The sequence below is a fragment of the Pseudoponticoccus marisrubri genome, from assembly GCF_001482405.1.
Taxonomy (GTDB): domain Bacteria; phylum Pseudomonadota; class Alphaproteobacteria; order Rhodobacterales; family Rhodobacteraceae; genus Pseudoponticoccus; species Pseudoponticoccus marisrubri.
This window is the reverse complement of record NZ_LPXO01000015.1, coordinates 12,436-33,888: the sequence shown is the minus strand read 5'-3', so window position 1 is coordinate 33,888 and position 21,453 is coordinate 12,436. Positions and strand designations below refer to the sequence as shown.

Below are 21,453 nucleotides of genomic sequence, written 5' to 3'. Positions count from 1 at the left end.
GTGCGGGTGACGAAGCGCAGCACCAAGGACAGGAGACCAGACAGATGGCCGCATTCGACACCACCCGCCCCTTCGCCGCGACCGGCTCCGCCGCCCGGATCGGTTCGATCTTCACCCTGGCCGTCGGCGGCTTTGCCGCATGGAACGACGAGCGCGTGACGCGCAAGAGCCTGTCCAAGCTCAGCGACCGCGAACTGGATGATATTGGCCTGCACCGTGGCGACATCGACAAGGTCGCGCGGGGCTGAACACGTGATACCTTGGAACTGAAGGCCGCTCTGCGCAAGCAGGAGCGGCCTTTTTCGTGAGCGGAGAGAGAAAGAGAGCGCAGCCGACAGGGTCAGCCGAGATAGGGCGCGACAAGGCTGGCCGCCGCCCGTGTGACCGGGTCGGCCTGCATCAGCCAGGCGCCCGCCTGTTCGAAGACCGAGCCGGCGCGCAGCGCCTCGACATGGCCGGCATAGACCTCTTCGCCCAGATAGGCGAGTACGCCGATCTTGAAGAGGGCAAAGGCCAGCACCACCAGCAGCAGGGTGCGCAGGCCGAAGCCGGCCGCCTTGTTGTCGGGGGTCTGCACGAAGACCCCGGTCCGGTCGAGTTTCGTCACATAGCCGCGGGCCATGCGAAGATGTTTGCGGTGAACCGCCTGCTGGCGTTTCTGGAAGTTGCGGAGCGCGTCGTCCATGGCAGCCTCGTAATGTCCGGCCCCCACCGGATTTGGCCAATTTGACGTCAAATTGCGGCAAAATTTCGGCAAATGCGGCGCATTCACCGAAATTTCGACTAAACGGCAGCAGAACTGCGCAAGGTGAGCGTCACCCAGTCACCAATCACGTCGCGGCGCAGCTGATTGATCCCGTGGCGTGCATAGACCTCGACCACCTCGTCGGCCTGACGCGTCAGGATGCCCGAGAGAATCGCGTAGCCGCCGGGGGCAAGGTGCTGCGCCATGTCCGGAGCAAGGTCGATCAGCGGCTGCTTGAGGATATTGGCAAAGACCAGGTCGAAGGGCGCGCGGGACAGGATGTCCTCGTGGCCGAAGCCCGCCGCCTCGACGCAGCGCACCCGCTCGGACAGGGCATTGGCGGCGACATTCGCCTCGGCCACCTCGACCGCGACCGCGTCGATATCGGAGGCCAGCACCGGGCGGTCGGGCTCTACCGGCCAGATCCGCGCCGCGCCCATGGCCAGCACCGCGGTACCGCAGCCGATGTCGGCGACGTTGCGCCCGATCAGCCCCTCGACCGCCAGCCGGTCCAGCGCCTCGAGGCAGCCCTGCGTGGTGCCGTGATGGCCGGTGCCGAAGGCCATGGCGGCCTCGATCAACAGCGGCTCGGACCCCTCGGGCACCTTGTCGGCGTCATGGCTGCCATAGACGAAGAAGCGCCCGGCCACGACCGGGGTCAGCTCGCGCCGGACCTTGTCGACCCAGTCGGTATCCGGCACTTCCGAAACCACGAAACTCTGCGCCCCGAAGGCGGCGGCCAGCAGCGCCAGTTCGACCTCGTCCGGGGCCTCGGTGAAATAGCCGCCGACCTCCCATGTGCCCGAACCGTCCTCGATCTCGAAGACGCCCACCCCGGTGGGCTCGGGCTCCAGCGTTTCCATCGCCTCGCCCAACGCCTCGGCGGGCGCCTTGGTGGCGAGCTTGGTGAAGGCGGTCCAGGTGGGCATGTCAGCGTCTCCGATAGCGGTTCACGTCCCGGTAGGCGCGCCGGGTGACAAGGTCAAGCGGCGCGACCGGGCGCGGATCCAGCCGCTGCACGTGGCGCCAGCCCAGCAGGCCCGCGATCACCCCCATGACCACGCCGACCAGCGCCTGGGCATAGACCACGCCCGCGGCGCCGAACGGCCCCGACAGCCACAGCGCGGCGGGCAGCATCAGCACGCCTTCGCGGGTCCAACTGAGCAGGCTGGCCGAGACCGGCCGGCCCAGCGCGTTGAAGGCGGCGTTGGACACGAAGATCAGCCCGCCCAGGATGAAGGCGGCGGTGCCCACCTGCGCGAAGGCGGCGAGCACCTCGGCCGCCTCGCCCGCCAGCCCGAAGGCCGCGGCCACCCGGTCGGCCAATGCCATCAGCACCAGCCAGGCCAGCGTGGCATAGACCATCGCGAAGCCGACCGCGTCGCGATAGGTGCTGCGCACCCGGTCCATTGCACCCGCCCCGTAATTCTGCCCGAAGATGCCGCCGATCGCCCCGCCGAGCGAGATCAGCCCGCCAAAGACCACGACGGTCAGCCGGTTGATCACCGCCCAGGCGGCGACCGCGCCATCGCCATGGGTGGCGATCACGCCGGTCAGAAGGAAGTTGCCGAAGGGCGTGGCCATTTGCGTGACCATGGCCGGCAGCGCCACGCGCAGCAACGGGCCGGCCGCGTGGCGCAGCGCCGCCAGCCGGGGGCGCGCCAGCAGGTCATGCACGCCGATGGCGTAATGCAGCGCAAGCCCGGCCATGAGCAGCCGGAAGATCCAGACGCTGAGCGCCGCGCCGTCCAGGCCCAGCCCCAGCCAGACGATCAGCACCGGGTCCAGCACCAGCATCACCGCGCCCGCGCCCAGCGTGACCTGCATGGCGCGCCGCCCGTCGCCCTCGGCCCGCAGCACGGCGCTGCCGCAGAGCCCCACGGCCATCACCGCCAGCGAGGGGATGGACAGGGCCAAGTAGCGCGCCGCCAGCTCCAGCGCGGCCCCCTCTGCCCCGACCGAGCGCAGCAGCGGCTCGCGCAGCAGCACCACGGCCGAGGCGGTGAGGATCTGCACCAGCACGGTCAGGACCATGCCCGCGCTGCCCTGATCCCGGGCCAGTGCACGCTCGCCGCGCCCGATGCTGCGTGAAACCAGCGCCGTGGTGGCGATCATCAGCCCCACCCCGATCGAGACGGTGAAGAACTGGATCGCGAAGGCGAAACCGATCGCGGCCATCAGGATCGGCTGGCCCAGCTGCGACAGCCAGAACAGGTTGGCCGCATCGACGAGGAAGACGAAGGTGATGCCCGCCGCGCTGGTCAGCGTCATGCGCACCACGTGCCCCAGTGTCGCGCCGCGCAGGAACCGGCCCTCGGTGCCGCTCATGCCCGGCCCGGATCCGTGCGCGTGGACGGGGGCCGCATCGCCGCTACTCGGCCGGGGTGGGCACGAGCGCCGCGAACACCGTCTCGTGGCCCGGCTCGGGGTGGCGCGGGATCATCAGGGCCAGCGCGAGGCTGGTCAGCGCCATGGCCGCGGCCAGCCCGAACACCGCCCCGGGCGAGACCAGCCAGAGATAGCCCAGCAGCGCCGGCAGGAAGACCGCCGCGATGTGGTTGATCGTGAAGGCCACCGCCGCCGTGGGCGCGATGTCGCCCGGATCGGCGATCTTCTGGAAATAGGTCTTGAGCGCCAGCGCCATGGCAAAGAACAGGTGGTCGATCACGTAGAGCGCCGCGGCGAGGATCACGCCCCAGCCGAACCAGTAGATCCCGCCATAGGCAAGGAAGACCAGCGTCAGCCCGACATATTCGAAGGCCAGCGTGTTGCGCTCGCCGAAGCGGAAGACGGCGCGCCCGAACAGCGGCCCGATCACCATGTTGGCCACGAGGTTGATCAGGTAGAGCGCCGTGACCTCGTGCACCTCGAAGCCGAAACGCTCGACCATCATGAAGCCCGCAAAGACCACGAAGATCTGCCGCCGCGCGCCCGACATGAACTGCAGCGCGTAATACAGCCAGTAGCGGCGGCGCAGGATGAACTTCTTGACCTGCGGGTTGGGGCTTTCGAATTGCGGGATGGCCAGCAGGCAGTAGAGCGCGATCAGCACCGTCGCCCCGCCCGAGGCGAGGTAGACGAAATTGTAGGACAGATCGAAGGCTTCCCAGGTCATCACGATCAGCACGTAGGCGACCAGCGTCGCGGCCGATCCGGCGGCGATCAGCCAGCCCAGCACCTGCGGCGCGCGGTCCTTGGGCAGCCATTGCAGCTGCAGCGACTGGTTCACCGTCTCGAAATAATGAAAGCCGATGGAGCTGAGCAGCGTGACGATCATCAGCCCGCCAATGGTGGGGAACCACGCGGTCACGCCGGTGGCCACGCCCAGCAGCACCAGCGACAGAAGGCCCAGCACCTGCTCGCGCATCACCATGATCACAAGGATCACGCCCACGGCGAGGAAACCGGGGATCTCGCGCACCGTGTGCAGCCAGCCGATATCGGACCCGTCGAACCCCGCCGCCTCGATGACGAAATTGTTCAGCAGCGCCGACCACGTGGCAAAGCTCAGCGGCATGGCCACGGCCATCAGGAACAGCAGCGTCACCGGCCGCTTCCAGATCGGAAGGCTGCGGGCATCGGACAGGGGCACGGGGGTCATCATGCCCCTGTCCTTACGCCTTTTCCCGGGACGAGGCGAGCGCAATGCACCCTGCGCCAGCGCAGGCCGACCTGCGCACCGGGCGCGGGGTCACAGGCCGGCTCAGGCGACCGAGAAGCGGTATTCCACCTCGCCAAAGCGATTGTTCGGGAAGACATAGAGGAAGCGCAGCCCCTCTTCGCCGGCCTCGGTGAAATGCTCGGCATCCGGCGGAATGAAGACGGCCACGTTGGGCGAGATCTCGTGCGGGACCCCGTCGATGGTGACGGTGCCGTGGCCCGCCAGCCCGAAATAGATCTCGGCCGGGCTGTGGCGATGGGCGTTCAGCGTGCCGCCGGGGCCGAACTCGGCCACGCCCATCACCATGGAATGCGTGTCGGTCTTGTCGGCCGAGAACAGCGTGCGCCAACGCACCGTGCCGAAGGCCGGATCCTCGCCGCCCTCCAGCGGGGCGTGGTCGGCATTGGCGATCACCGGCATGGCCGCGATCAGCTGGGCTGCAGAAAAGCTCTGGTCCATGGCGATCCTCCGATTTCGCCTGAATGTCGTTGCCGCCCCTTGTGCCGCGAATCACCCGCATCGGTCCGGCCCGGGGACGACCCGCCCGTGTCGGGGACAAGCGCCCTGAAAACGACGCCCGCGTCGCAGATGGACCGGCCCTGCCCTGATCCAGATCAAGGCGCCCGGCGCGCGGCTGCGGCAGACCGCCCGGAACCGCCTGAGAGGATGCCGCCCATGGATATCGTCCCCCTTCTCGACCGGATCGGCGAAAGCCCCGCTGCCGCGCTGTTCGGCCTGATCACCGGGTTGGTCTTCGGCGTCGCGGCGCAGCGCTCGCGCTTCTGCCTGCGCGCCGCGGTGGTCGAGTTCGCCCGCGGCATGCTGCAGGACAAGGTGGCGGTCTGGCTGCTGACCTTCTCGACCGCGGTGGTCTGGGTGCAGGGCGCGCGGATGCTGGGGCTGATCGACACCGGCGAGGCGCGCATGATGGCGGTCACCGGCAGCTGGTCGGGCGCGGTGATCGGCGGGCTGCTTTTCGGCGCAGGCATGGTGCTGGCGCGCGGCTGCTCGGGGCGGCTCCTGGTGCTGGCGGCCACGGGCAACCTGCGCTCGGTCGTCTCGGGGCTGATCTTCGCGGTGGTGGCACAGATGAGCCTGACCGGCTGGCTGGCGCCGCTGCGCGACCGGCTGGCGGCGCTCTGGATCACCGAGGGCGGGCGCAACATGGACCTGCTGGCCGCCGCCAGCCTGCCGCAGGGCAGCGGGCTGGTGATCGGGCTGATCGTGGCACTGGTCGCGCTGGAACTGTCGCGCCGCAACCAGATCGGCTGGTCGCGGCTGGTCTTCGCCTCGGGCGTGGGGTTCGCCGCGGCCCTGGGCTATGGGCTGACCACCGCGCTCAGCCAGTCGGCCTTCGAGCCGGTCCAGATCGAGAGCCTGACCTTCACCGGCCCTTCCGCCAACACGCTGATGTTCTTCCTCGACCGCACCTCGGTGCTGGAATTCGACATCGGGCTGGTGCCCGGCGTGGTGATCGGATCGTTCCTCGCCGCTGCCTGGGCGCGCGAGCTGCGCTTCCAGGGGTTCGAAGGGCCGACGCCCATGCGCAACGCCATGATCGGCGCCGCGCTGATGGGGTTCGGCGGGATGCTGGCCGGCGGCTGCGCCATCGGCGCCGGTGTCTCGGGCGGTTCGATATTCGCCGGCACCGCCTGGCTGGCGCTTTTTGCCATGTGGGTGGGCGGCATGGCGACCGATGTCATCCTCGGAGGTCGCGGCGCCCCCGCCACCGTGTGAGCGCCGCGCGCACCGGCTGCCGGAAGGCCAGCAGCAGCGCACCGGCCACGATCAGCGCCGCGCCCATCCCGGCCAGCAAGTCCGGCACCACGTCGTAGAGCGCGTAGTCATAGACCGCCGCGAAGACCAGCACGGTGTAGAAGACCGGCATTACGAGGCTCGCCTCGCCGCGTTTCAGCGCCTGCACGAAACAGGCCTGCGCACCGACCATCACCGCGCCCAGCAGCGCCATCAGCGCCCATTGCCCGGCCACGGGCCAGGCCCAAACGAAGGCCACCACGCCCAGCGACACGACCGAGCCCAAGAGGTTGCTCATCAGCAAGACGCGCAGCGCGGGCTCGCTGCCGCTCAGCCGCTTGATGAAGATCGCCTCGACCCCGAGGAAGCCGGCCGAGGCCAGCGCGTAGAGCCCTGCCACCTGGAAGGCCGCAGTGCCGGGCTTGAGGATCAGCGTCACGCCCACCAGCGCCAGCGCCGCGGCGGCCAGCTTGGTCAGGCCCAGCCGCTCGCCCAGCATCAGCACGGCCAGCGCCATGGTGACCAGGGGTGCGAGGAACGAGATCGCCGTCGCCTCGGCCACCGGCATGGCGGCCACCGCGGCGAACATCGAGGTGACGCCCAGCCAGCCGCAGGCCACGCGCGCCATGTGCAGGCCCCAGTTGGCACCGGCAAAACCCGGCCGCAGCGCCGGCCGCGCGCCGAGAAAGACCAGCAGCGTGACCAGCCCGAACCAGAACCGCCCCGCGGTCACCTGGAACGGGTGCAGCCCCGCGACCTCGCCCATGGGCAGGCCCAGCGCCTTGGCCAGAAGCGAAGTGCCCGAGATCAGCGCCGACGCACCGATCATGAAGAAGACGGCCGCCCGGTTGCGCGCCGCGGTGTTGGGAATATCCATGCCCCGCCTATGCCCCATGCGCCCGCGGGATGCCAGCGGACGGGCGCGCCCGAGCTTGCCCCGGGGCGGCTTTGATACGTACTGACGGGCTGGACGTTCGGCGACACGGAGCTGCCGGGTTCTCGTCCCGCCAAAAACGTCCGGCGGGCCCGCGATGTCTCGCGGGCCCGGGGTGCGGTCTCGAACTCAAAAAAACCTAGCTGCGGATGCGCCAGCCGGTGCGGAAGATCCACCAGATCACGGCAAGGCAGAGCGCGGTGAAGCCCGCGATGGCCAAGAGGCTCAGCCCCACCGGCACGTCTGCGGCGCCGAAGAAGGACCAGCGGAAGCCCGAGATCAGGTAGACCACCGGGTTGAACAGGGTGATGGTCTGCCAGACCGGCGGCAGCATCGAGATCGAGTAGAAGGATCCGCCCAGGAAGACCAGCGGCGTCACCACCAGCAGCGGCACCAGTTGCAGCTGCTCGAAATTCTTCGCCCAGATGCCGATGATGAAGCCGAACAGCGAGAAGCTGATGCAGGTCAGCACCATGAACAGGATCATCGCCAGCGGGTGCTGGATCGACAGGTCCACGAAGAAGGACGAGGTGCCGAGGATCACCACCCCGATGAACAGCGCCTTGGTCGCCGCCGCGCCCACATAGCCCAGCACGATCTCGAGGAAGTTCATCGGTGCCGAGAGCAGCTCGTAGATCGTGCCGATGAATTTCGGGAAGTAGATCGCGAAGGAGGCGTTGGAGAGCGCCTGCGTCATCACGCTCAGCATGATCAGGCCGGGCACGATGAAGGCGCCGTAGCTGACCCCCTCAACCTCGTCGATGCGCGAGCCGATGGCCGCGCCGAACACCACGAAATAGAGCGAGGTCGAGATGACCGGCGAGATGAAGCTCTGCAACAGCGTGCGGAAGAACCGCGCCATCTCGGAGCGGTAGATGGCCAGGATGGCGTGAAAATTCATGCCGCGCGCCCTTCCATGTCACTGTGGTCCTGCCCGGCCACGAGGTTGACGAAGATGTCCTCGAGCGAATCCTGCGCGGTGTGCACGTCGCTGACCTGCAGGCCCGCGGCGGCGATCTCGCCCATCAGGCGGCCGATGCCGCTGCGCCCGGACCCGGTCTCGTAGCGGTAGACCAGCACGCGCCCGTCCCGCTCCAGTTCCAGCTCATGGGCGGCCAGCGCCTCGGGCAGCGTCTCGACCGGGGTGACGAGGTCGATGCGCAGCTCTTTCTGACCCATGCGCGCCATCAGCCCGGCCTTTTCCTCGACCAGCAGGATCTCGCCCTTGTTGATCACGCCCACGCGGTCGGCGATGGCCTCGGCCTCCTCGATGTAATGCGTGGTCAGGATGATGGTCACGCCATCGGCCTTGAGCTCTTCGACGATGCGCCACATGTCGCGGCGCAACTCGACATCGACCCCGGCGGTGGGCTCATCAAGGAATAGAACGCGCGGATCATGGGCCAGCGCCTTGGCGATAAGGACGCGCCGCTTCATGCCGCCCGACAGCTCCATCGTCTTGCTGTCGCGCTTGTCCCAGAGCGACAGCTTGCGCAGGATCCGCTCGATCGCGGCCGGGTCATGCGGCTTGCCGAACAGCCCGCGCGAGAAGCGCACGCTGTCGGCGACCTTGGTGAAGGGCTCGAGATTGATCTCCTGCGGGACCAGCCCGACCAGCGCGCGGGCGCGGCGATAGTCGCTGACAACGTCATGGCCGCCGACGCGGATCTCGCCCGCGCTGGGGCGGGTGATGCCGCAAATCGCCGAGATGAGCGTGGTCTTGCCGGCCCCGTTCGGTCCGAGCAGCGCGAGGATCTCGCCCTCCTCGATGTCGAGCGTGACGCCCTTGAGCGCCTCGAATCCGCCTTCGTACCATTTCCGCACGTCGCGGATCTCTACCATCGCCATGTCCGGCCCTCCTGTTCGCGTGGGGAAACTAGACCCGATCGTTCAGAATGCAATCGTGCAATCCTGCACAACGGCCATGCATGTCCGTTGGGGGATGGACCGGGCGCGCGCGCGACGCTAGGCGCAGGGCATGACACCTGACACGCATGACCGGCCCGGACTCGGCATCCTGTTCATCTGCATCGGCACGCTGGCCATTTCGGTCAACGACCTGCTGATCAAGGTCCTGTCCGGCGGCTACCCGCTGCACCAGCTGGTCTTCGTGCGCGCGGCGATCGGGCTGGTCTTCACCTTCGGCTTCCTCTTTGCCGAGGGCGGACTGCGCCTGCTGCGCACCGATCGCCCGGGCATCCAGGCGCTGCGCGGCCTGCTGGTGGTGCTGGCCAACATGACCTTCTTCGCCGCGGTGGCGGTGCTGCCGCTGGGCCAGGCGACGGCGCTGTTCTTCGTCGCGCCGCTCTTCATCACGCTGCTGTCCATCCCGATGCTGGGCGAGACGGTGGGCCCGCTGCGCATGGGGGCGGTGGTGGTGGGCTTTGCCGGCGTGGTGATCCTGCAGGAGCCGTGGAAGGCCGAGCTGGACGTGGCGCGCTGGGTGCTGCTGCTGCCGGTGATCGCCGCAGCGCTCTACGCGCTGATGCAGGTGCTGACACGGCGGCTGGGCGTGACCACGCGCGCCTCGGCCCTCGCGGTCTACATCCAGTCGACCTTCCTCGTGGTCTCGCTGGGCTTCTTCGTGGTGGCGGGCGACGGGCGCTTTGCCGAAGGCGTCGAGAACGAGAGCCTGCAATTCCTGCTGCGCGCCTGGCGCTGGCCGCCCGAGGAGGACTGGCCGGTCTTCCTGGGGCTGGGCTGCATGTCGGGCATCGTGGGCTACTGCCTGAGCGCGGCCTACCGCTCGGCCGCGGCGGCGACGGTGGCGCCCTTCGAGTATATCGGCCTGCCGCTGGCGATCTTCTGGGGCTGGGCGATCTTCGGCGAATGGCCGGTACCGGCGACCTGGATCGGCTGCGCGCTGATCATCGGCGCCGGCATCTTCGTCTTCCTGCGCGAACGGCGGCGCGGCCGCCCCACGCCGGGACGCCGCTCGCTCTGGGGACGCCGCTGACAGGGGGCGGACAAGAATTTTCGGAAAATTCTTGCAAATTCCATCTGATGGAATTTGTCCGCCTAGCCGTTCCGGATCGTGTCGATCATCAGCTGCACGTTCTCGGGATCGGCGTCGGGCGTGATGCCGTGGCCGAGATTGAAGATGTGCGGCCCCTTGGAGAACGCCTGCACCACGCGCCTTGTCTCGTCCACCAGCGCCTGGCCGCCGGTGACCATGTGGGTGTTGGCGAGGTTGCCCTGCACGCAGCCCGAGACCTGCACATGCTCGGCCGCCCAGTCGGGGCTGACACTGTCGTCGAGCGCCACGCAATCCGCGCCCGTGGCCGCGTGGAAGCCGACATACTTGTCGCCCGCCTGCCGCGGGAAGACGATCACCGGCAGGCCGGGGAAGCGGCTCTTGAGCTCCTGCGTGATGGTGCGCGCCGGGGCCAGCGCGTAGCGGTCGAAATCCTCGCCCTCGAGCGAGCCGGCCCAGCTGTCGAAGATCTTGACCACCTCGGCGCCGGCCTTCACCTGCTCGGAGAGGTAGTCGATCGTGCCCTCGGTCAGCCGCTCGATCAGCGCCTCGAAAAGCGGGCGGTTCTCGTCCTTGAGCGCGTGCGCCGGGCCCTGGTCGGGCGTGCCCTTGCCCGCGATCATGTAGGTCGCCACGGTCCAGGGTGCGCCGGCAAAGCCGATCAGCGTCGTCTCCTCCGGCAGCTCGCGGGACAGCCGCGACACCGTCTCGTAGATCGGCGAGAGCGTGTCATGGATCATCTCGCCCCGGCCCAGCTTGTCGAAATCGGCCTGGCAAGTGATCGTGGACAGGCGCGGGCCCTCGCCCGTGACGAACCACAGATCCGCCCCCAGCGCCTGCGGCAGCAGCAGGATGTCGGCGAAGAGGATCGCGCCGTCGAACCCGTAGCGCCGGATCGGCTGCAGCGTGACCTCGGTCGCCAGTTCCGGGTTGTAGCACAGCGACAGGAAATCCCCCGCCTCGGCCCGCGTGGCGCGGTACTCGGGCAGGTAGCGGCCCGCCTGCCGCATCATCCAGACCGGCGGTACCGGCAATGTCTCGCCCGCCAGGGCACGCAGGATCGTCTTGCTCATCGGGGGCCTCCCATCCGTTTTCCGTCGCATATGGCAAATCAAGCCCGGTTGCCAGCGGGCAGCCTGCCGCATAAAGCTTTGCGCATGAAGACGGATCTGCCCTCCCCCGCCGCCCCCCTGAAGATCGGCACCCGCGGCTCGCCGCTGGCGCTGGCCCAGGCCCACGAGACCCGCGACAGGCTGGCCGCCGCGCATGACCTGGCGCCGGAGGCCTTCGAGATCGTGGTGATCAAGACCACCGGCGACGACCGCGCGATGATCGCCGCGGACCGGCCGCTGAAGGAGATCGGCAACAAGGGCCTGTTCACCAAGGAGATCGAGGAGGCGATGCTGGACGGCCGCATCGACATCGCCGTCCACTCGATGAAGGACATGCCGGTCGAGCAGCCCGAGGGGCTGGTGCTGGACTGCCTGCTGCCGCGCGAGGACACGCGCGACGCCTTCATCTGCCCGCATGCCGCGACCATCGCCGATCTGCCGGACGGCGCGGTGGTGGGCACCTCGTCGCTGCGCCGCCGCTCGCAGCTGCTGCACCGCCGCCCCGACCTGCGCGTGGTCGAGTTCCGCGGCAACCTGCAGACCCGGCTGAAGAAACTCGAGGACGGCGTAGCCTATGCCACCTTCCTCGCCTGCGCGGGGCTGAGCCGGCTGGGCATGACCCATGTGCCGCAGACCCCGATCCCGCCCGAGGACATGCTGCCCGCCGTCGCGCAGGGCGCAATCGGCATCGAGCGCCGCGAGAGCGATTCGCGCGTGGCAGGGATGCTGGCGGCAATCCACGACCTGACCACCGCCCAACGGCTGGCGGCCGAGCGCGCCTTCCTGGCCGCGCTCGACGGCTCGTGCGAGACGCCGATCGCCGCGCTGGCCGAGCTGGACGGCGATCAGCTGCACCTGCGCGGCGAGATCCTGCGCCCCGACGGCTCGGAAGCGCATGCCGGCGCGGTCAGCGGGCCGATCGTCGAGGGGCCCGAGCTGGGCCGCGCCCTGGCCGCCGATCTGCTGTCGCGCGCCGGTCCCGGCTTCTTCGACTGGCGCGGATAGGCCCGCCGGCGCGGGCCCTCGCCACTCCGTGACCCACGGGGCGGCAGAATCATGCTACCCTTTGTCGCATCGTGCGCTTGCCGGTCTGGCCGTGGGCGCCCCATGGCCCTGCCCGGTTGGTATGCGCATGCCAACGAGGAGGTAAGACATGGCTCAGACGATCGGCAATCCCGGCACATGGCTGGCCAACGTGATCGGCCGCACCGGGCGACACGTGGCGGCAAGCACCTCGCGGCTGGGCAGCGAGGACGTGGCCCCGCCGCAGGTCCAGACCCTCTCGATGCAGGATATTCGCGGCGCGCTGCGTGACGGCTGGGCCGATTTCCAGGCCAGCCGCAGCGACGTGATGTTTCTCGTCCTGCTCTACCCGGTGATGGGGCTGGTCCTGATGGGGATCGGGCTGCAGATGTCGCTGGTGCCGCTGCTCTTCCCGCTGGTCGCGGGCTTTGCCCTGCTGGGCCCGGTGGCCGCCGTCGGGGTCTACGAGATCAGCCGCCGGCGCGAGGCCGGCGAGGATGCCGGCATGCTGAGCGCGCTGAAAGTGGTGGAGCGCCCTTCGTTCAGCGCGATCCTCGTGCTTGGGCTCTACCTGGCGATGCTGTTCCTGGCCTGGATGGCGGTGGCGATGACGCTCTACTCGGTCACGATGGGCCCCGGCGCGCCGGCCTCGATCGGGGCGTTCCTGTCCCAGGTTCTGGGCACCGGGGCGGGCTGGACGATGATCGTGCTGGGCTGCGGGATCGGCTTCGTCTTTGCGCTGGTGGTTCTGGCCGTGTCGGTCGTGGCCTTCCCGCTGCTGCTCGACCGCAAGACAGGTCTTCCCGTGGCGGTCGAGACATCGGTGCGCGTGACCCGGCAGAACCCGCAGGTGATCCTGGCCTGGGGCGCGCTGGTGGCCGGGCTGCTGGTGCTGGGCAGCCTGCCCTTCCTGCTGGGGCTGGTGCTGGTGCTGCCCTGGCTGGGCCATGCCACCTGGCATCTCTATCGCCGCGCGGTGAAGTGACGCCGTGACGTGACCCCGGCGCAGGAGGGGCCGCCCCCGCCTGCGCCACACGGTCAGTCGCGGACCTTGAGGACGATCTTGCCGATATGGTCCGAGCTTTCCATCCGCGCATGGGCCGCGGCGGCCTCGTCCAGCGGAAACTCGGAATCCATGACCGGCGCCACGCGTCCCGCCTCCAGCAGCGGCCAGACATGGGTGCGCAGCGCCTCGGCGATGCGGGCCTTGGCCAGGTCGCTCTGCGGGCGCAGCGTGCTGCCGGTGATCGTCAGGCGGCGCACCATGAGCTGGGCAAAATTCAGCTCGGCCTTGGGGCCCTGCAGAAAGGCGATCTGCACCAGCCGCCCGTCATCGGCCAGCGCCTTGACGTTGCGCGGGATGTAATCGCCCCCCACCATGTCGAGGATCAGGTTCGCCCCGCCCTCGGCGCGCAAAACCTCGACGAAATCCTCGTCGCGGTAGTTGATCGCGCGCTCGGCGCCCAGCCGCGTGCAGGCGGCACATTTCTCGGCCGAGCCGGCGGTGGCGAAGACCCGTGCGCCGAAATGCCGGGCCAGTTGGATCGCCGTTGTGCCGATCCCGGACGAGCCGCCATGCACGAGGAAACGCTCGCTCGCCTGCAGGCCGCCGCGGTCGAAAACGTTGGTCCAGACGGTGAAGAAGGTCTCGGGCAGGCAGGCCGCCTCTTTCAGCCCCATCCCGTCGGGCACGGGCAGGCAATGCGCGGCGGGTGTGGCGACATACTCGGCATAGCCCCCGCCCGGCAGCAGGGCGCAGACCGCGTCGCCGACGCGCGGCCAGTCGACCCCGTCCCCCACGGCCACCACGGTGCCCGAAGCCTCAAGCCCCGGCAGGTCCGAGGCGCCGGGCGGCGGCGCGTAATTGCCTGCGCGCTGCAGCGCGTCGGGGCGGTTGACCCCGGCATAGGCCACTTCAATCACCACCTGTCCGGCCGCGGGCTCGGGCCGCCCGCGCGTCACGGGGCGCAGCACCTCGGGTCCGCCCGGCTCAGAAATCTCGATTGCTCGCATGTCCGTCATCCGCTGATCCTTTCGACTTGGCCCGCGTGGTAGCAAGTCGGCGGCGGCGGACAAAGGGCAAAGCGTCCCGGGTCGTTGAGGCCTAGCGCGCGCCGCTTTGCCCCGGCAGGTCGTCGTGCATCCCCTGCCCCGGTGCGCGCACGAGGTCGAAGAGCTTTGAAGGCCCTGCCATCAGCGTGCCGAAGAGCCGGTTGTCCTGCATCGAGGCCTTCACCTTCTCGATCTGCATCACGTCCTCGATCCGGCGGTCGAGGAAATCCCAGGTCGCCTCGTTGCCCAGCGAATCGTCGCCCAGCCAGTAGAGCACGGTGGCCGAGTAGACCCCCGACAGGCTGGCGCGCTTGGTGTACCAGTTGATGTCCTCCGAGCTGTCGCCCAGCGCGGTCCAGATCGCGTCGGCCGTGCCCCAGATCAGCCGCGCGCCCTCGGCCGCATGCATCGGCAGGGCGAACAGCGTCGTGCCCCGGCGCACCGCCTCGCGGTCATCCACCGCCTCGATCCGGGCGCGCACGGCAAAGGCCACCTTGTCGCGGAAGCGCATCTCGCTCAGGTCGGCGGCCGCGATCCGGTCGCGCATCAAGGCATCACCGCGCTTGTGATAGGCCACGGCAAGATCCACCGCGCCGCGCGGGAACAGGCCGCGCGCCACCGCGCGCTCGGTCTCGGTGTCGCGGATCGCGGCGCGGAACGTGGCCTCGGACCAGCCGTCGAACGGCACATGCATCAGCGCGGCGTCCAGCAGGCTGTCGGCAGTCGTCTCGGTCATGGGATCGTCTCCTCGTGGCGTTGGGCGTGACACTAGACAACTAGGCCGCTGCTTGCTATACGGCCACCTCCTGCAATTTTCCTTGCAACTCGAAACTAGAAAGGTGGTGACAACCACATGCAGGTCAGTGTTCGCGACAACAATGTCGATCAGGCGCTCCGCGCCCTGAAGAAAAAGCTGCAGCGCGAAGGCGTGTTCCGCGAAATGAAGCTTCGGCAGCATTTCGAGAAACCCTCCGAGAAGAAGGCCCGTGAAAAGGCCGAGGCGATTCGTCGTGCCCGCAAGCTGGCGCGCAAGAAGGCCCAGCGCGAAGGGCTGCTCTAAGCGCCCGCCTTTGTCTTCAGACACTGAAGTCACGTGACAACCCCCGGAGGCCGCCTCTCGGGGGTTCGTCTGTTTAAGGGCCCGGCAAATTGTGCGCGGCTTGGTCTTGCGGACCCCGAACCCTACCCTTGCCCCAACCGGACAATGCAGAGAGGCGGAGCACATGTCGAAACGGATCGCAATCGTGGGGGGCGGCTACCTGGGCGCCGAGCTGGCCCGGTCGCTGGAGGACACGGCCGAGGTCACGCTGATCGAGCAGCGCAGCCATTTCGTGCATACCTCGGCGATGATCCGCGCCGTGGTCACGCCCGAGCTGCTGGACGATGCGCTGATCCCCTATGACAAGCTGCTCTCGCGCGGTCGCGTTCTGCAGGCCCGTGCGACCGCGCTGGACGCGGAAGGCGTGACGCTGGCGGATGGCAGCCGGGTCGCGGCCGATTATGTCGTTGCCGCCACCGGATCGTCCAATGCCCTGCCCTTCAAGGCAAAGGGCGACGACATTGCCTGGCTGCGGGCGCAGAACGCCGAAGCGCATGCGCGCCTGGTCGCGGCCAAGACCGTGGCCATCGTGGGCGCCGGCGCCGTGGGCACCGAGCTGGCCGGCGAGATCGCGCATTTCATGCCCGACAAGACGGTCTACCTGATCTCGGACCAACCTGCGCTTTTCCCCGACCAGCCCGCCGCGCTGGGGCGCGCGCTGACCGTCAAGCTGCGCCACATGGGCGTGAAGCTGGTGCTGGGCGCGCGGGCCGAGGATCTGCCCGAAACCACCGCGCCTTTCGAGGGCACCCTGACCCTGTCGGACGGCACGCGGATCGAGGCGGATCTCGTCTTCCCGGTGCTGGGCGCGACGGCCAGCTCGGAGCTGCTGACCAACCTGCCCGGCGCCGAGGTGACGGGCCAGGGCCGGATCAAGGTGGATGACTGGCTGCGCCCCTCCCCGCAGCTCCCCAACCTTTTCGCGGCGGGCGACGTGGCTGCCACCGGCGACGGCATGACCGTGGTCGCCACCGCGCGGCAGGGGCCGTGGCTGACCAAGACGCTCAAGGCGCTCTGCGCCGGCCGCCGGGTCGAGGACCTGCCCCGCTACACGCCCTGGCGCAAGGCGCCGATCCTGATCCCGCTGGGCCCCCGGCGCGGCAGTTCCTTCCTTGTGCTGAAGACGGTGGGCGACCTGCTGACCCGCCAGATGAAGGGCAAGGACCTGTTCATCGGCAAGTACCAGCGCGCCTTCGGCCGCCGCTGAGCGGATCCCGCCAATGAAAAAGCCCCGGCGCAATGGCCGGGGCTTTGCAGGGGCGGAGCGGTCAGACGGGGCTCAGCCCGGCCCGATCATGAAGCAGTTGAGCTGGCGCGCATGCAGCCGGCGGCAGGCCAGCTCGGCCGTGTCGCGGGTCAGGCCCATGAAGTTGGCATCCCATCCGCGCGATCCCTTGACCACCTTGCGCAGCGCGCCGTCCAGCGTCGCCGTCTCGGTCAACGCGGTCTTCAGCAGCACCTTCTCGGCGGCGAAGCGGTTGGGGAAGCGGCCGATATTGATGCCCCAGTGACGTCCGCCCGAGGTCGACAGGCGGGTGACCACCTCGGCCTTGCGCGCCGGGGTCGGCGGCTCTTCGGCGGTGGCGGCCAGCAGCAGCCCCTCCGGGCGCGGCACCGGCTTGGGCGAGGCGTCCGGCGCGCGGGACGAGGCCTCGGCCGCGGCGGCGATCTGCACCTCTTTCAGCACGGTTTCGATATCATCCTGCAGATCGGCCACCAGCGGCGCCACGTCGGGCGTGGTGTCGGGCACCGGACGTGCCACCGGGCGCAGGCTGCGCGCCACGGCGGCGCTGCCGCGACGGATGATCTTGCCGCTGTCGGCGGGCGGGATGCCGGCCTTGGCCGTGGTCACGACCGGCCCGCTGGCGCGGCCAAGATAGGGCGGCACGCGCGGGGCCCGCAGCGCCACGCGCGACGGCGACCGGGAAAAGCCCAGGTCCAGCAGCTCGGCCACCTTGGCATTGCGCGACGCGGTGGAGCGGCCGCCGAACACCGTGGCGATCACCCGCTCGGAGCCGCGCTGCGCCGAGGCGACGAGGTTGAAACCCGCCGCACGCGTGTAGCCGGTCTTGATCCCGTCCGCGCCGCGATAGGCCTGCAGCAGCCGCCGGTTGGTATGGGCGACCCGGCGCACGCCCGCATCGGCCGTCTGGCGCGAGAACAGGTTGTAGTACATCGGGTAGTCATAGATCATGTGACGCCCCAGCAGGGTCATGTCGCGCGCCGTGGACAGGTGCCCGTCCTCGGTCAGCCCATGGGCGTTGCGGAAGGTGGTGCGCGTCATGCCCATGGCCTTGGCCGTGCGGTTCATGCGCCGGGCAAAGGCGGCCTCTGAGCCCTCGATCGCCTCGCCGATGGCGGTGGCCGCGTCATTGGCCGATTTCACCGCCGCGGCCCGCACGAGATAGCGCAGCTTGATCTTCTGCCCGGTCCGCAGCCCCAGCTTGGAGGGTGGCTCGGACGCGGCAAAGCGCGAGATCGTGACCATCGCGTCCATGGTGATCTCGCCGTTCTGCACCGCCTCGAAGGCGATGTAGAGCGTCATCATCTTGGTGAGCGAGGCCGGATGCAGCCGCGTATCGGCATTGCTGGCATGCAGCACCTTGCCGTTGCGCGCGTCCATGACCATCGCTGCGTAGGGTGCGGCTGCCGTGGCGATCGGCACCATCAATGCCAGCCAGACAAACGTCACCATTCCCAGGCCGTACCGGCCTGACTGCCCGCGAAGTCCCTTCACGTGTTCCGCCTTTCTGCCTCGACCCCCGATTTTTCGGTGGGTTTTGTCGATTATTGTCCACAACCATAGCATGCCAGATGGTTTCAGAAAAGCTTACAGACTGTTGATTTCCCCTGTTTTTTGCAGATCGGGTGATGCAACATCTTGGGGATTCCCCCCAAAGCCCCCCCAAGACCGGCCAATGTGTTCCGATTGTGGCAGATTGCGGCGGAAATGTGGCGACTCGGGCCCGCGCGTCAGCCGATCTCATCGACCAGCGCGGCCAGCCCCGACAGGTCGGACAGGCTGCGAAAGCGCGGGCTGTCCTCGGGCGCCTCGGCGTGTTCCAGGGCCCAGGCCAGGTCGTGCGGCACATGCACCCCCCAGCCGCCCACCGCGATGGCCGGGCGCACGTCGGATTTCATCGAGTTTCCGACCATCATCGCACCCTCTGCCCCGCCGGGGGCGGCGCCGAAGATGCGCGCATAGGTGTCCGGCGCCTTGTCCGAGACGATCTCGACCCCGTCGAACAGATCGCCCAGCCCCGATTGCGCCAGCTTGCGCTCCTGGTGCAGCAGGTCCCCCTTGGTGATCAGCAGCAGGTGATGGCTGGGCGCCACCGCTTCCACCGCCTCGCGGGCATGGGGCAAGAGCTCGATCGGGTGGTCCAGCATGTCGCGCCCTGCCGCCAGCAGCTCCGAGATGACCGAGGCCGGCACCCGCCCATCGGTCACCTCGATCGCGGTCTCGATCATCGACAGGGTGAACCCCTTCACGCCGAATCCGTAATGGCCGATATTGCGCCTCTCCGCCGCCAGCAGCCGCGCATCGAGGTGATCGCGCTCGGCATGGTCGGCCAGCAATTCGGCGAATCGCGCCTGCGTCAGGCTGAAGAACCGCTCGTTGTGCCAGAGCGTGTCGTCCGCATCGAATGCAATTGTCCTGAGATTGCGCGCCATTCGTCCTCCATGGGGCAGCCCCCCCTTTTCGCCACCGCTCGGTAGACTATATAACGGCGTCACATCCAGACACGCAAAGCGCGACAGGTTCCGATGACAGACGCCCGCATGGCTCGGACAAATCCCCTGACCGGCAGCACCACCCCGCCCGATGACGGCGAGGGCGAGGCTGGCGTGGTCGTCAAGACCAAGCCGCGGACCAAACGGCCGCCGCTCTACAAGGTGCTGCTGCTGAACGACGATTACACGCCCATGGAATTCGTGGTGCATGTGCTCGAACGGTTCTTCGGCATGACACACGCGCAGGCCTTCGAGGTCATGCTGACGGTGCACAAGAAAGGCGTGGCCGTGGTGGGCGTGTTCAGCCACGAGATCGCCGAGACCAAGGTGGGACAGGTGATGGATTTCGCGCGGCGCCACCAGCACCCGCTGCAATGCACGATGGAAAAGGAATAGACGCCCTGACCGCGTCCTGCCTGCCGGCCGTGCGGCCCCTGCCCCTCCCGTCCCTGCTGCGCGTGGAGATCCGGTCATGAGCACCGATCGCCTTGGCTTTGCGCTGGCCTCGGGCCTGACCCTGCCGGCCGAGGGGCGCGTGGTGCTGTTCGGCCCGCCGGGCGATGCGCCCCTGCCCGATCTCGCGCCCGAGCGCCTGCAGGTCGTGCAGCGCTTTCGCCCCGATTTCGATGCCTGGGAGGCGCGCGGGATCGAGACCGTGACCGCCCCCGAGGCCGCCTGTTCTGCCGCCATCGTCACGCTGCCCCGTGCCCGGGACCTGGCCGAGGCCCGCATTGCCGAGGCCTGTGCTGCCGCGCCCGGCGGGCTGGTCGTGGTGGACGGGGCCAAGACGGACGGGATGGACGCGATGATCAAGGCGCTGCGCGCCCGGGTCGAGCTGCTGGGCCAGGTGTCCAAGGCGCATGGCAAGGTGGTCTGGTTCAACGCCGATACGGCGCTGGCACGGGACTGGGCGCGCACGCCCACACGCAACGTCGAAGGCGCGTGGACCGCGCCGGGCGTGTTCTCGGCCGAAGGCGTCGACCCGGCCAGCGAGTTGCTGGTGCGCAACCTGCCGCTGCTGGCGGGGCCGGTGGCGGATCTGGGCGCCGGATGGGGCTGGATGTCGCGCGCGATCCTGCGCACGCCCCATGTCACCAAGCTCTACGTGGTCGAGGCCGATCTCGCCGCGCTGGACTGTGCCCGGCTGAACATCGACACGCCCAAGGCATCGTTTCACTGGGCCGATGCCACGCGGTGGGAGCCCCCGTCCCCGGTCTCGGCCGTGGTGATGAACCCGCCCTTCCACCAGGGGCGCCGCGCCGATCCCGCGCTGGGGCAGGCCTTCATCGCCGCCGCGGCACGGATGCTGGACCCGCGCGGCGCGCTCTGGATGGTGGCCAACCGCCACCTGCCCTATGAAGGCGCGCTGGCCGCGTCCTTCCGGGACGTGACCGAGCTGGAGGGCGGCACCTCGCGCTTCAAGCTGTTCCACGCCGCCCGCCCCTCTCGCAACCGGCGCTGATTCCGGTTAGGGGCACCGGACAACCAAACGAGGCTCGCATGGGTTTTTCAATCGAAGGCAAGACGGCCATCGTCACCGGCGCCGCCAACGGGGTCGGCCTGGCCATCGCGCGGCATTTCGTCGACAAGGGCGCCAATGTCATGCTGGCGGACATGGACGAGCCGCGCCTGCACAAGGAATGCGGCAAGACCGATGATGACGGCAACATGCGCTATTTCGCGGGCGACCTGCGCGAGAGGCTGACCATGGCCAACCTGCTGTCGGCCACGCTGGATGCGTTCGACCGGGTCGACGTGCTGATCAACGGCTCGCGCCAGATGCTGCCCTCGGACCCGCTGGACATCGAGGACGACACCGTTCCGCAGCTGCTGGAGCAGAACCTGATGACCTCGCTGCGGATGAGCCAGCTGGTCGCCAAGCGCATGATCAAGCAGGCCAAGGACCAGACCGAGGGACAGGTCGGCTCGATCATCAACCTGTCCTCGATCGCCGCGCGCCGCACCCATCCCGAGCTGCTGGGCTACTCGGTCTCCTGCGCCGCGCTCGACCAGATGACGCGCTCGATGGCGGTGGCGCTGGCGCCCGAGCGGATCCGGGTGAACGCGGTGGCCTTCGGCTCGGTCATGTCGGCCAGCCTCAAGGACACGCTGAAAGAGCATACCAGCTACCGGTCGGATATCGAGGACCACACGCCGCTCGGCCGCATCGCCGCCCCGCGCGACCTGGCCGAGACGGTGCAGTTCCTGTCCTGCGACGGGGCGGGCTTCGTCACCGGCCAGATCCTGACCGTGGATGGCGGGCGCACCCTGCTGGACCCGGTCGCCGCCCCCGCCCACTGATCCGGCGCAGGGGTGCTTCTCATCCGGCGCCGCCGGCCCTAGAGTGCCGCAAACCGAACAAG

At 68.8% G+C, this 21,453-nt stretch carries 23 protein-coding genes; 10 read left to right on the top strand and 13 right to left on the bottom strand.

What is annotated here, in order from left to right; all coding sequences use genetic code 11:
• The first annotated feature begins 44 nt into the window (after positions 1-44).
• Positions 45-248 carry a DUF1127 domain-containing protein gene (locus AVJ23_RS18485; RefSeq protein ID WP_058863707.1) on the top strand — a complete coding sequence of 68 codons (204 nt, stop codon included), beginning with the start codon at positions 45-47 and terminating at the stop codon, positions 246-248.
• Positions 249-340: 92 nt separating this feature from the next.
• On the opposite strand, the gene AVJ23_RS18480 is transcribed toward AVJ23_RS18485, so the two are convergent.
• The 5 genes from AVJ23_RS18480 to AVJ23_RS18460 all read right to left on the bottom strand — a co-directional run bounded on the left by AVJ23_RS18480 (position 341) and on the right by AVJ23_RS18460 (position 4,865).
• Positions 341-685: a hypothetical protein gene (locus tag AVJ23_RS18480; protein WP_058863706.1), complete on the bottom strand. Its 345-nt coding sequence runs from the start codon at positions 683-685 to the stop codon at positions 341-343.
• 98 nt (positions 686-783) lie between these two features.
• Positions 784-1,674: a 50S ribosomal protein L11 methyltransferase gene (locus AVJ23_RS18475; RefSeq protein WP_058863705.1), complete on the bottom strand. Its 891-nt coding sequence runs from the start codon at positions 1,672-1,674 to the stop codon at positions 784-786.
• 1 nt (position 1,675) lies between these two features.
• Entirely contained in the window at positions 1,676-3,073 is a 1,398-nt protein-coding gene (locus tag AVJ23_RS18470; RefSeq protein WP_240484720.1) for an MATE family efflux transporter, read from the bottom strand.
• Between the two features lie 43 nt (positions 3,074-3,116).
• A complete protein-coding gene (locus AVJ23_RS18465) occupies positions 3,117-4,349 on the bottom strand; it encodes an MFS transporter (RefSeq protein WP_058863704.1) in 1,233 nt (410 codons plus the stop codon).
• Positions 4,350-4,448: 99 nt separating this feature from the next.
• The gene (locus AVJ23_RS18460; RefSeq protein ID WP_084794749.1) at positions 4,449-4,865 is read right to left on the bottom strand and encodes a cupin domain-containing protein; all 417 of its coding nucleotides are present in this window, start codon (positions 4,863-4,865) and stop codon (positions 4,449-4,451) included.
• 216 nt (positions 4,866-5,081) lie between these two features.
• Between AVJ23_RS18460 and AVJ23_RS18455 the strand changes: the two genes are divergently transcribed.
• On the top strand, positions 5,082-6,143 hold the full coding sequence (locus tag AVJ23_RS18455; protein ID WP_058863703.1) for a YeeE/YedE family protein: 1,062 nt from the start codon (positions 5,082-5,084) through the stop codon (positions 6,141-6,143).
• Here the strand turns inward: AVJ23_RS18455 and AVJ23_RS18450 are convergent.
• The 3 genes from AVJ23_RS18450 to AVJ23_RS18440 form a co-directional block, all read right to left on the bottom strand.
• Positions 6,106-7,038, bottom strand: coding sequence for a DMT family transporter (locus AVJ23_RS18450; protein WP_058863702.1), 933 nt, complete (start codon positions 7,036-7,038; stop codon positions 6,106-6,108). The two genes, AVJ23_RS18455 and AVJ23_RS18450, sit on opposite strands and share 38 nt — an antisense overlap.
• Before the next feature lie 196 nt (positions 7,039-7,234).
• Positions 7,235-7,996, bottom strand: coding sequence for an ABC transporter permease (locus AVJ23_RS18445; RefSeq protein WP_058863701.1), 762 nt, complete (start codon positions 7,994-7,996; stop codon positions 7,235-7,237).
• Complete coding sequence (locus tag AVJ23_RS18440; RefSeq protein WP_058863700.1) at positions 7,993-8,943, bottom strand: ABC transporter ATP-binding protein; 951 nt, start codon at positions 8,941-8,943, stop codon at positions 7,993-7,995. The genes AVJ23_RS18445 and AVJ23_RS18440 overlap by 4 nt, the downstream gene beginning before the upstream one ends.
• Before the next feature lie 130 nt (positions 8,944-9,073).
• Here AVJ23_RS18440 and AVJ23_RS18435 point away from each other — a divergent pair, with 130 nt between their 5' ends.
• On the top strand, positions 9,074-10,051 hold the full coding sequence (locus AVJ23_RS18435; protein WP_058863699.1) for a DMT family transporter: 978 nt from the start codon (positions 9,074-9,076) through the stop codon (positions 10,049-10,051).
• A gap of 62 nt (positions 10,052-10,113) precedes the next feature.
• Here the strand turns inward: AVJ23_RS18435 and hemE are convergent, their stop codons facing one another.
• Positions 10,114-11,142 (bottom strand): uroporphyrinogen decarboxylase, encoded by a 1,029-nt coding sequence (gene hemE, locus AVJ23_RS18430; RefSeq protein ID WP_058863698.1) that lies wholly within the window; start codon positions 11,140-11,142, stop codon positions 10,114-10,116.
• A gap of 84 nt (positions 11,143-11,226) precedes the next feature.
• Between hemE and hemC the strand changes: the two genes are divergently transcribed.
• The gene (gene hemC / locus AVJ23_RS18425) at positions 11,227-12,186 is read left to right on the top strand and encodes a hydroxymethylbilane synthase (protein ID WP_058863697.1); all 960 of its coding nucleotides are present in this window, start codon (positions 11,227-11,229) and stop codon (positions 12,184-12,186) included.
• A gap of 148 nt (positions 12,187-12,334) precedes the next feature.
• A complete protein-coding gene (locus AVJ23_RS18420) occupies positions 12,335-13,189 on the top strand; it encodes a DUF2189 domain-containing protein (protein WP_058863696.1) in 855 nt (284 codons plus the stop codon).
• 53 nt (positions 13,190-13,242) lie between these two features.
• Here AVJ23_RS18420 and AVJ23_RS18415 read toward each other — a convergent pair whose 3' ends face one another.
• Both AVJ23_RS18415 and AVJ23_RS18410 read right to left on the bottom strand, forming a co-directional pair.
• On the bottom strand, positions 13,243-14,226 hold the full coding sequence (locus AVJ23_RS18415; protein ID WP_058863695.1) for an NAD(P)H-quinone oxidoreductase: 984 nt from the start codon (positions 14,224-14,226) through the stop codon (positions 13,243-13,245).
• Positions 14,227-14,308: 82 nt separating this feature from the next.
• Positions 14,309-14,992, bottom strand: coding sequence for a COQ9 family protein (locus AVJ23_RS18410; RefSeq protein ID WP_058863694.1), 684 nt, complete (start codon positions 14,990-14,992; stop codon positions 14,309-14,311).
• A gap of 117 nt (positions 14,993-15,109) precedes the next feature.
• Here AVJ23_RS18410 and rpsU point away from each other — a divergent pair, with 117 nt between their 5' ends.
• Both rpsU and AVJ23_RS18400 read left to right on the top strand, forming a co-directional pair.
• Positions 15,110-15,316, top strand: coding sequence for a 30S ribosomal protein S21 (gene rpsU / locus AVJ23_RS18405; RefSeq protein ID WP_007818122.1), 207 nt, complete (start codon positions 15,110-15,112; stop codon positions 15,314-15,316).
• A 163-nt stretch (positions 15,317-15,479) separates the two neighbouring features.
• On the top strand, positions 15,480-16,562 hold the full coding sequence (locus tag AVJ23_RS18400; protein ID WP_058863693.1) for an NAD(P)/FAD-dependent oxidoreductase: 1,083 nt from the start codon (positions 15,480-15,482) through the stop codon (positions 16,560-16,562).
• A gap of 72 nt (positions 16,563-16,634) precedes the next feature.
• On the opposite strand, the gene AVJ23_RS18395 is transcribed toward AVJ23_RS18400, so the two are convergent.
• The gene (locus AVJ23_RS18395) at positions 16,635-18,050 is read right to left on the bottom strand and encodes a D-alanyl-D-alanine carboxypeptidase family protein (RefSeq protein ID WP_058863692.1); all 1,416 of its coding nucleotides are present in this window, start codon (positions 18,048-18,050) and stop codon (positions 16,635-16,637) included.
• Between the two features lie 278 nt (positions 18,051-18,328).
• Positions 18,329-19,030 carry an HAD family hydrolase gene (locus tag AVJ23_RS18390; RefSeq protein ID WP_058863691.1) on the bottom strand — a complete coding sequence of 234 codons (702 nt, stop codon included), beginning with the start codon at positions 19,028-19,030 and terminating at the stop codon, positions 18,329-18,331.
• 108 nt (positions 19,031-19,138) lie between these two features.
• Between AVJ23_RS18390 and clpS the strand changes: the two genes are divergently transcribed.
• From clpS to AVJ23_RS18375, 3 genes are all read left to right on the top strand, one after another.
• A complete protein-coding gene (gene clpS / locus AVJ23_RS18385) occupies positions 19,139-19,486 on the top strand; it encodes an ATP-dependent Clp protease adapter ClpS (protein WP_058863690.1) in 348 nt (115 codons plus the stop codon).
• 76 nt (positions 19,487-19,562) lie between these two features.
• Positions 19,563-20,552, top strand: coding sequence for a class I SAM-dependent methyltransferase (locus tag AVJ23_RS18380; RefSeq protein ID WP_058863689.1), 990 nt, complete (start codon positions 19,563-19,565; stop codon positions 20,550-20,552).
• 38 nt (positions 20,553-20,590) lie between these two features.
• Positions 20,591-21,391: an SDR family NAD(P)-dependent oxidoreductase gene (locus tag AVJ23_RS18375; RefSeq protein WP_058863688.1), complete on the top strand. Its 801-nt coding sequence runs from the start codon at positions 20,591-20,593 to the stop codon at positions 21,389-21,391.
• The last annotated feature ends 62 nt before the right edge of the window (positions 21,392-21,453 follow it).

Excerpts from the sequence above, each read along its gene's own strand:
- AVJ23_RS18480 (WP_058863706.1), bottom strand. The coding sequence starts at position 685 with ATGGACGACGCGCTCCGCAACTTCCAGAAACGCCAGCAGGCGGTTCAC.
- hemC (WP_058863697.1), top strand. The coding sequence starts at position 11,227 with ATGAAGACGGATCTGCCCTCCCCCGCCGCCCCCCTGAAGATCGGCACC.
- AVJ23_RS18380 (WP_058863689.1), top strand. The coding sequence starts at position 19,563 with ATGAGCACCGATCGCCTTGGCTTTGCGCTGGCCTCGGGCCTGACCCTG.
- AVJ23_RS18470 (WP_240484720.1), bottom strand. The coding sequence starts at position 3,073 with ATGAGCGGCACCGAGGGCCGGTTCCTGCGCGGCGCGACACTGGGGCAC.
- AVJ23_RS18420 (WP_058863696.1), top strand. The coding sequence starts at position 12,335 with ATGGCTCAGACGATCGGCAATCCCGGCACATGGCTGGCCAACGTGATC.
- AVJ23_RS18445 (WP_058863701.1), bottom strand. The coding sequence starts at position 7,996 with ATGAATTTTCACGCCATCCTGGCCATCTACCGCTCCGAGATGGCGCGG.
- hemE (WP_058863698.1), bottom strand. The coding sequence starts at position 11,142 with ATGAGCAAGACGATCCTGCGTGCCCTGGCGGGCGAGACATTGCCGGTA.
- AVJ23_RS18395 (WP_058863692.1), bottom strand. The coding sequence starts at position 18,050 with ATGGTGACGTTTGTCTGGCTGGCATTGATGGTGCCGATCGCCACGGCA.
- AVJ23_RS18440 (WP_058863700.1), bottom strand. The coding sequence starts at position 8,943 with ATGGCGATGGTAGAGATCCGCGACGTGCGGAAATGGTACGAAGGCGGA.
- AVJ23_RS18415 (WP_058863695.1), bottom strand. The coding sequence starts at position 14,226 with ATGACGGACATGCGAGCAATCGAGATTTCTGAGCCGGGCGGACCCGAG.
- AVJ23_RS18400 (WP_058863693.1), top strand. The coding sequence starts at position 15,480 with ATGTCGAAACGGATCGCAATCGTGGGGGGCGGCTACCTGGGCGCCGAG.
- AVJ23_RS18475 (WP_058863705.1), bottom strand. The coding sequence starts at position 1,674 with ATGCCCACCTGGACCGCCTTCACCAAGCTCGCCACCAAGGCGCCCGCC.
- AVJ23_RS18410 (WP_058863694.1), bottom strand. The coding sequence starts at position 14,992 with ATGACCGAGACGACTGCCGACAGCCTGCTGGACGCCGCGCTGATGCAT.
- rpsU (WP_007818122.1), top strand. The coding sequence starts at position 15,110 with ATGCAGGTCAGTGTTCGCGACAACAATGTCGATCAGGCGCTCCGCGCC.
- AVJ23_RS18455 (WP_058863703.1), top strand. The coding sequence starts at position 5,082 with ATGGATATCGTCCCCCTTCTCGACCGGATCGGCGAAAGCCCCGCTGCC.
- AVJ23_RS18390 (WP_058863691.1), bottom strand. The coding sequence starts at position 19,030 with ATGGCGCGCAATCTCAGGACAATTGCATTCGATGCGGACGACACGCTC.
- AVJ23_RS18460 (WP_084794749.1), bottom strand. The coding sequence starts at position 4,865 with ATGGACCAGAGCTTTTCTGCAGCCCAGCTGATCGCGGCCATGCCGGTG.
- AVJ23_RS18485 (WP_058863707.1), top strand. The coding sequence starts at position 45 with ATGGCCGCATTCGACACCACCCGCCCCTTCGCCGCGACCGGCTCCGCC.
- AVJ23_RS18450 (WP_058863702.1), bottom strand. The coding sequence starts at position 7,038 with ATGGATATTCCCAACACCGCGGCGCGCAACCGGGCGGCCGTCTTCTTC.
- AVJ23_RS18435 (WP_058863699.1), top strand. The coding sequence starts at position 9,074 with ATGACACCTGACACGCATGACCGGCCCGGACTCGGCATCCTGTTCATC.
- AVJ23_RS18465 (WP_058863704.1), bottom strand. The coding sequence starts at position 4,349 with ATGATGACCCCCGTGCCCCTGTCCGATGCCCGCAGCCTTCCGATCTGG.
- AVJ23_RS18375 (WP_058863688.1), top strand. The coding sequence starts at position 20,591 with ATGGGTTTTTCAATCGAAGGCAAGACGGCCATCGTCACCGGCGCCGCC.
- clpS (WP_058863690.1), top strand. The coding sequence starts at position 19,139 with ATGGCTCGGACAAATCCCCTGACCGGCAGCACCACCCCGCCCGATGAC.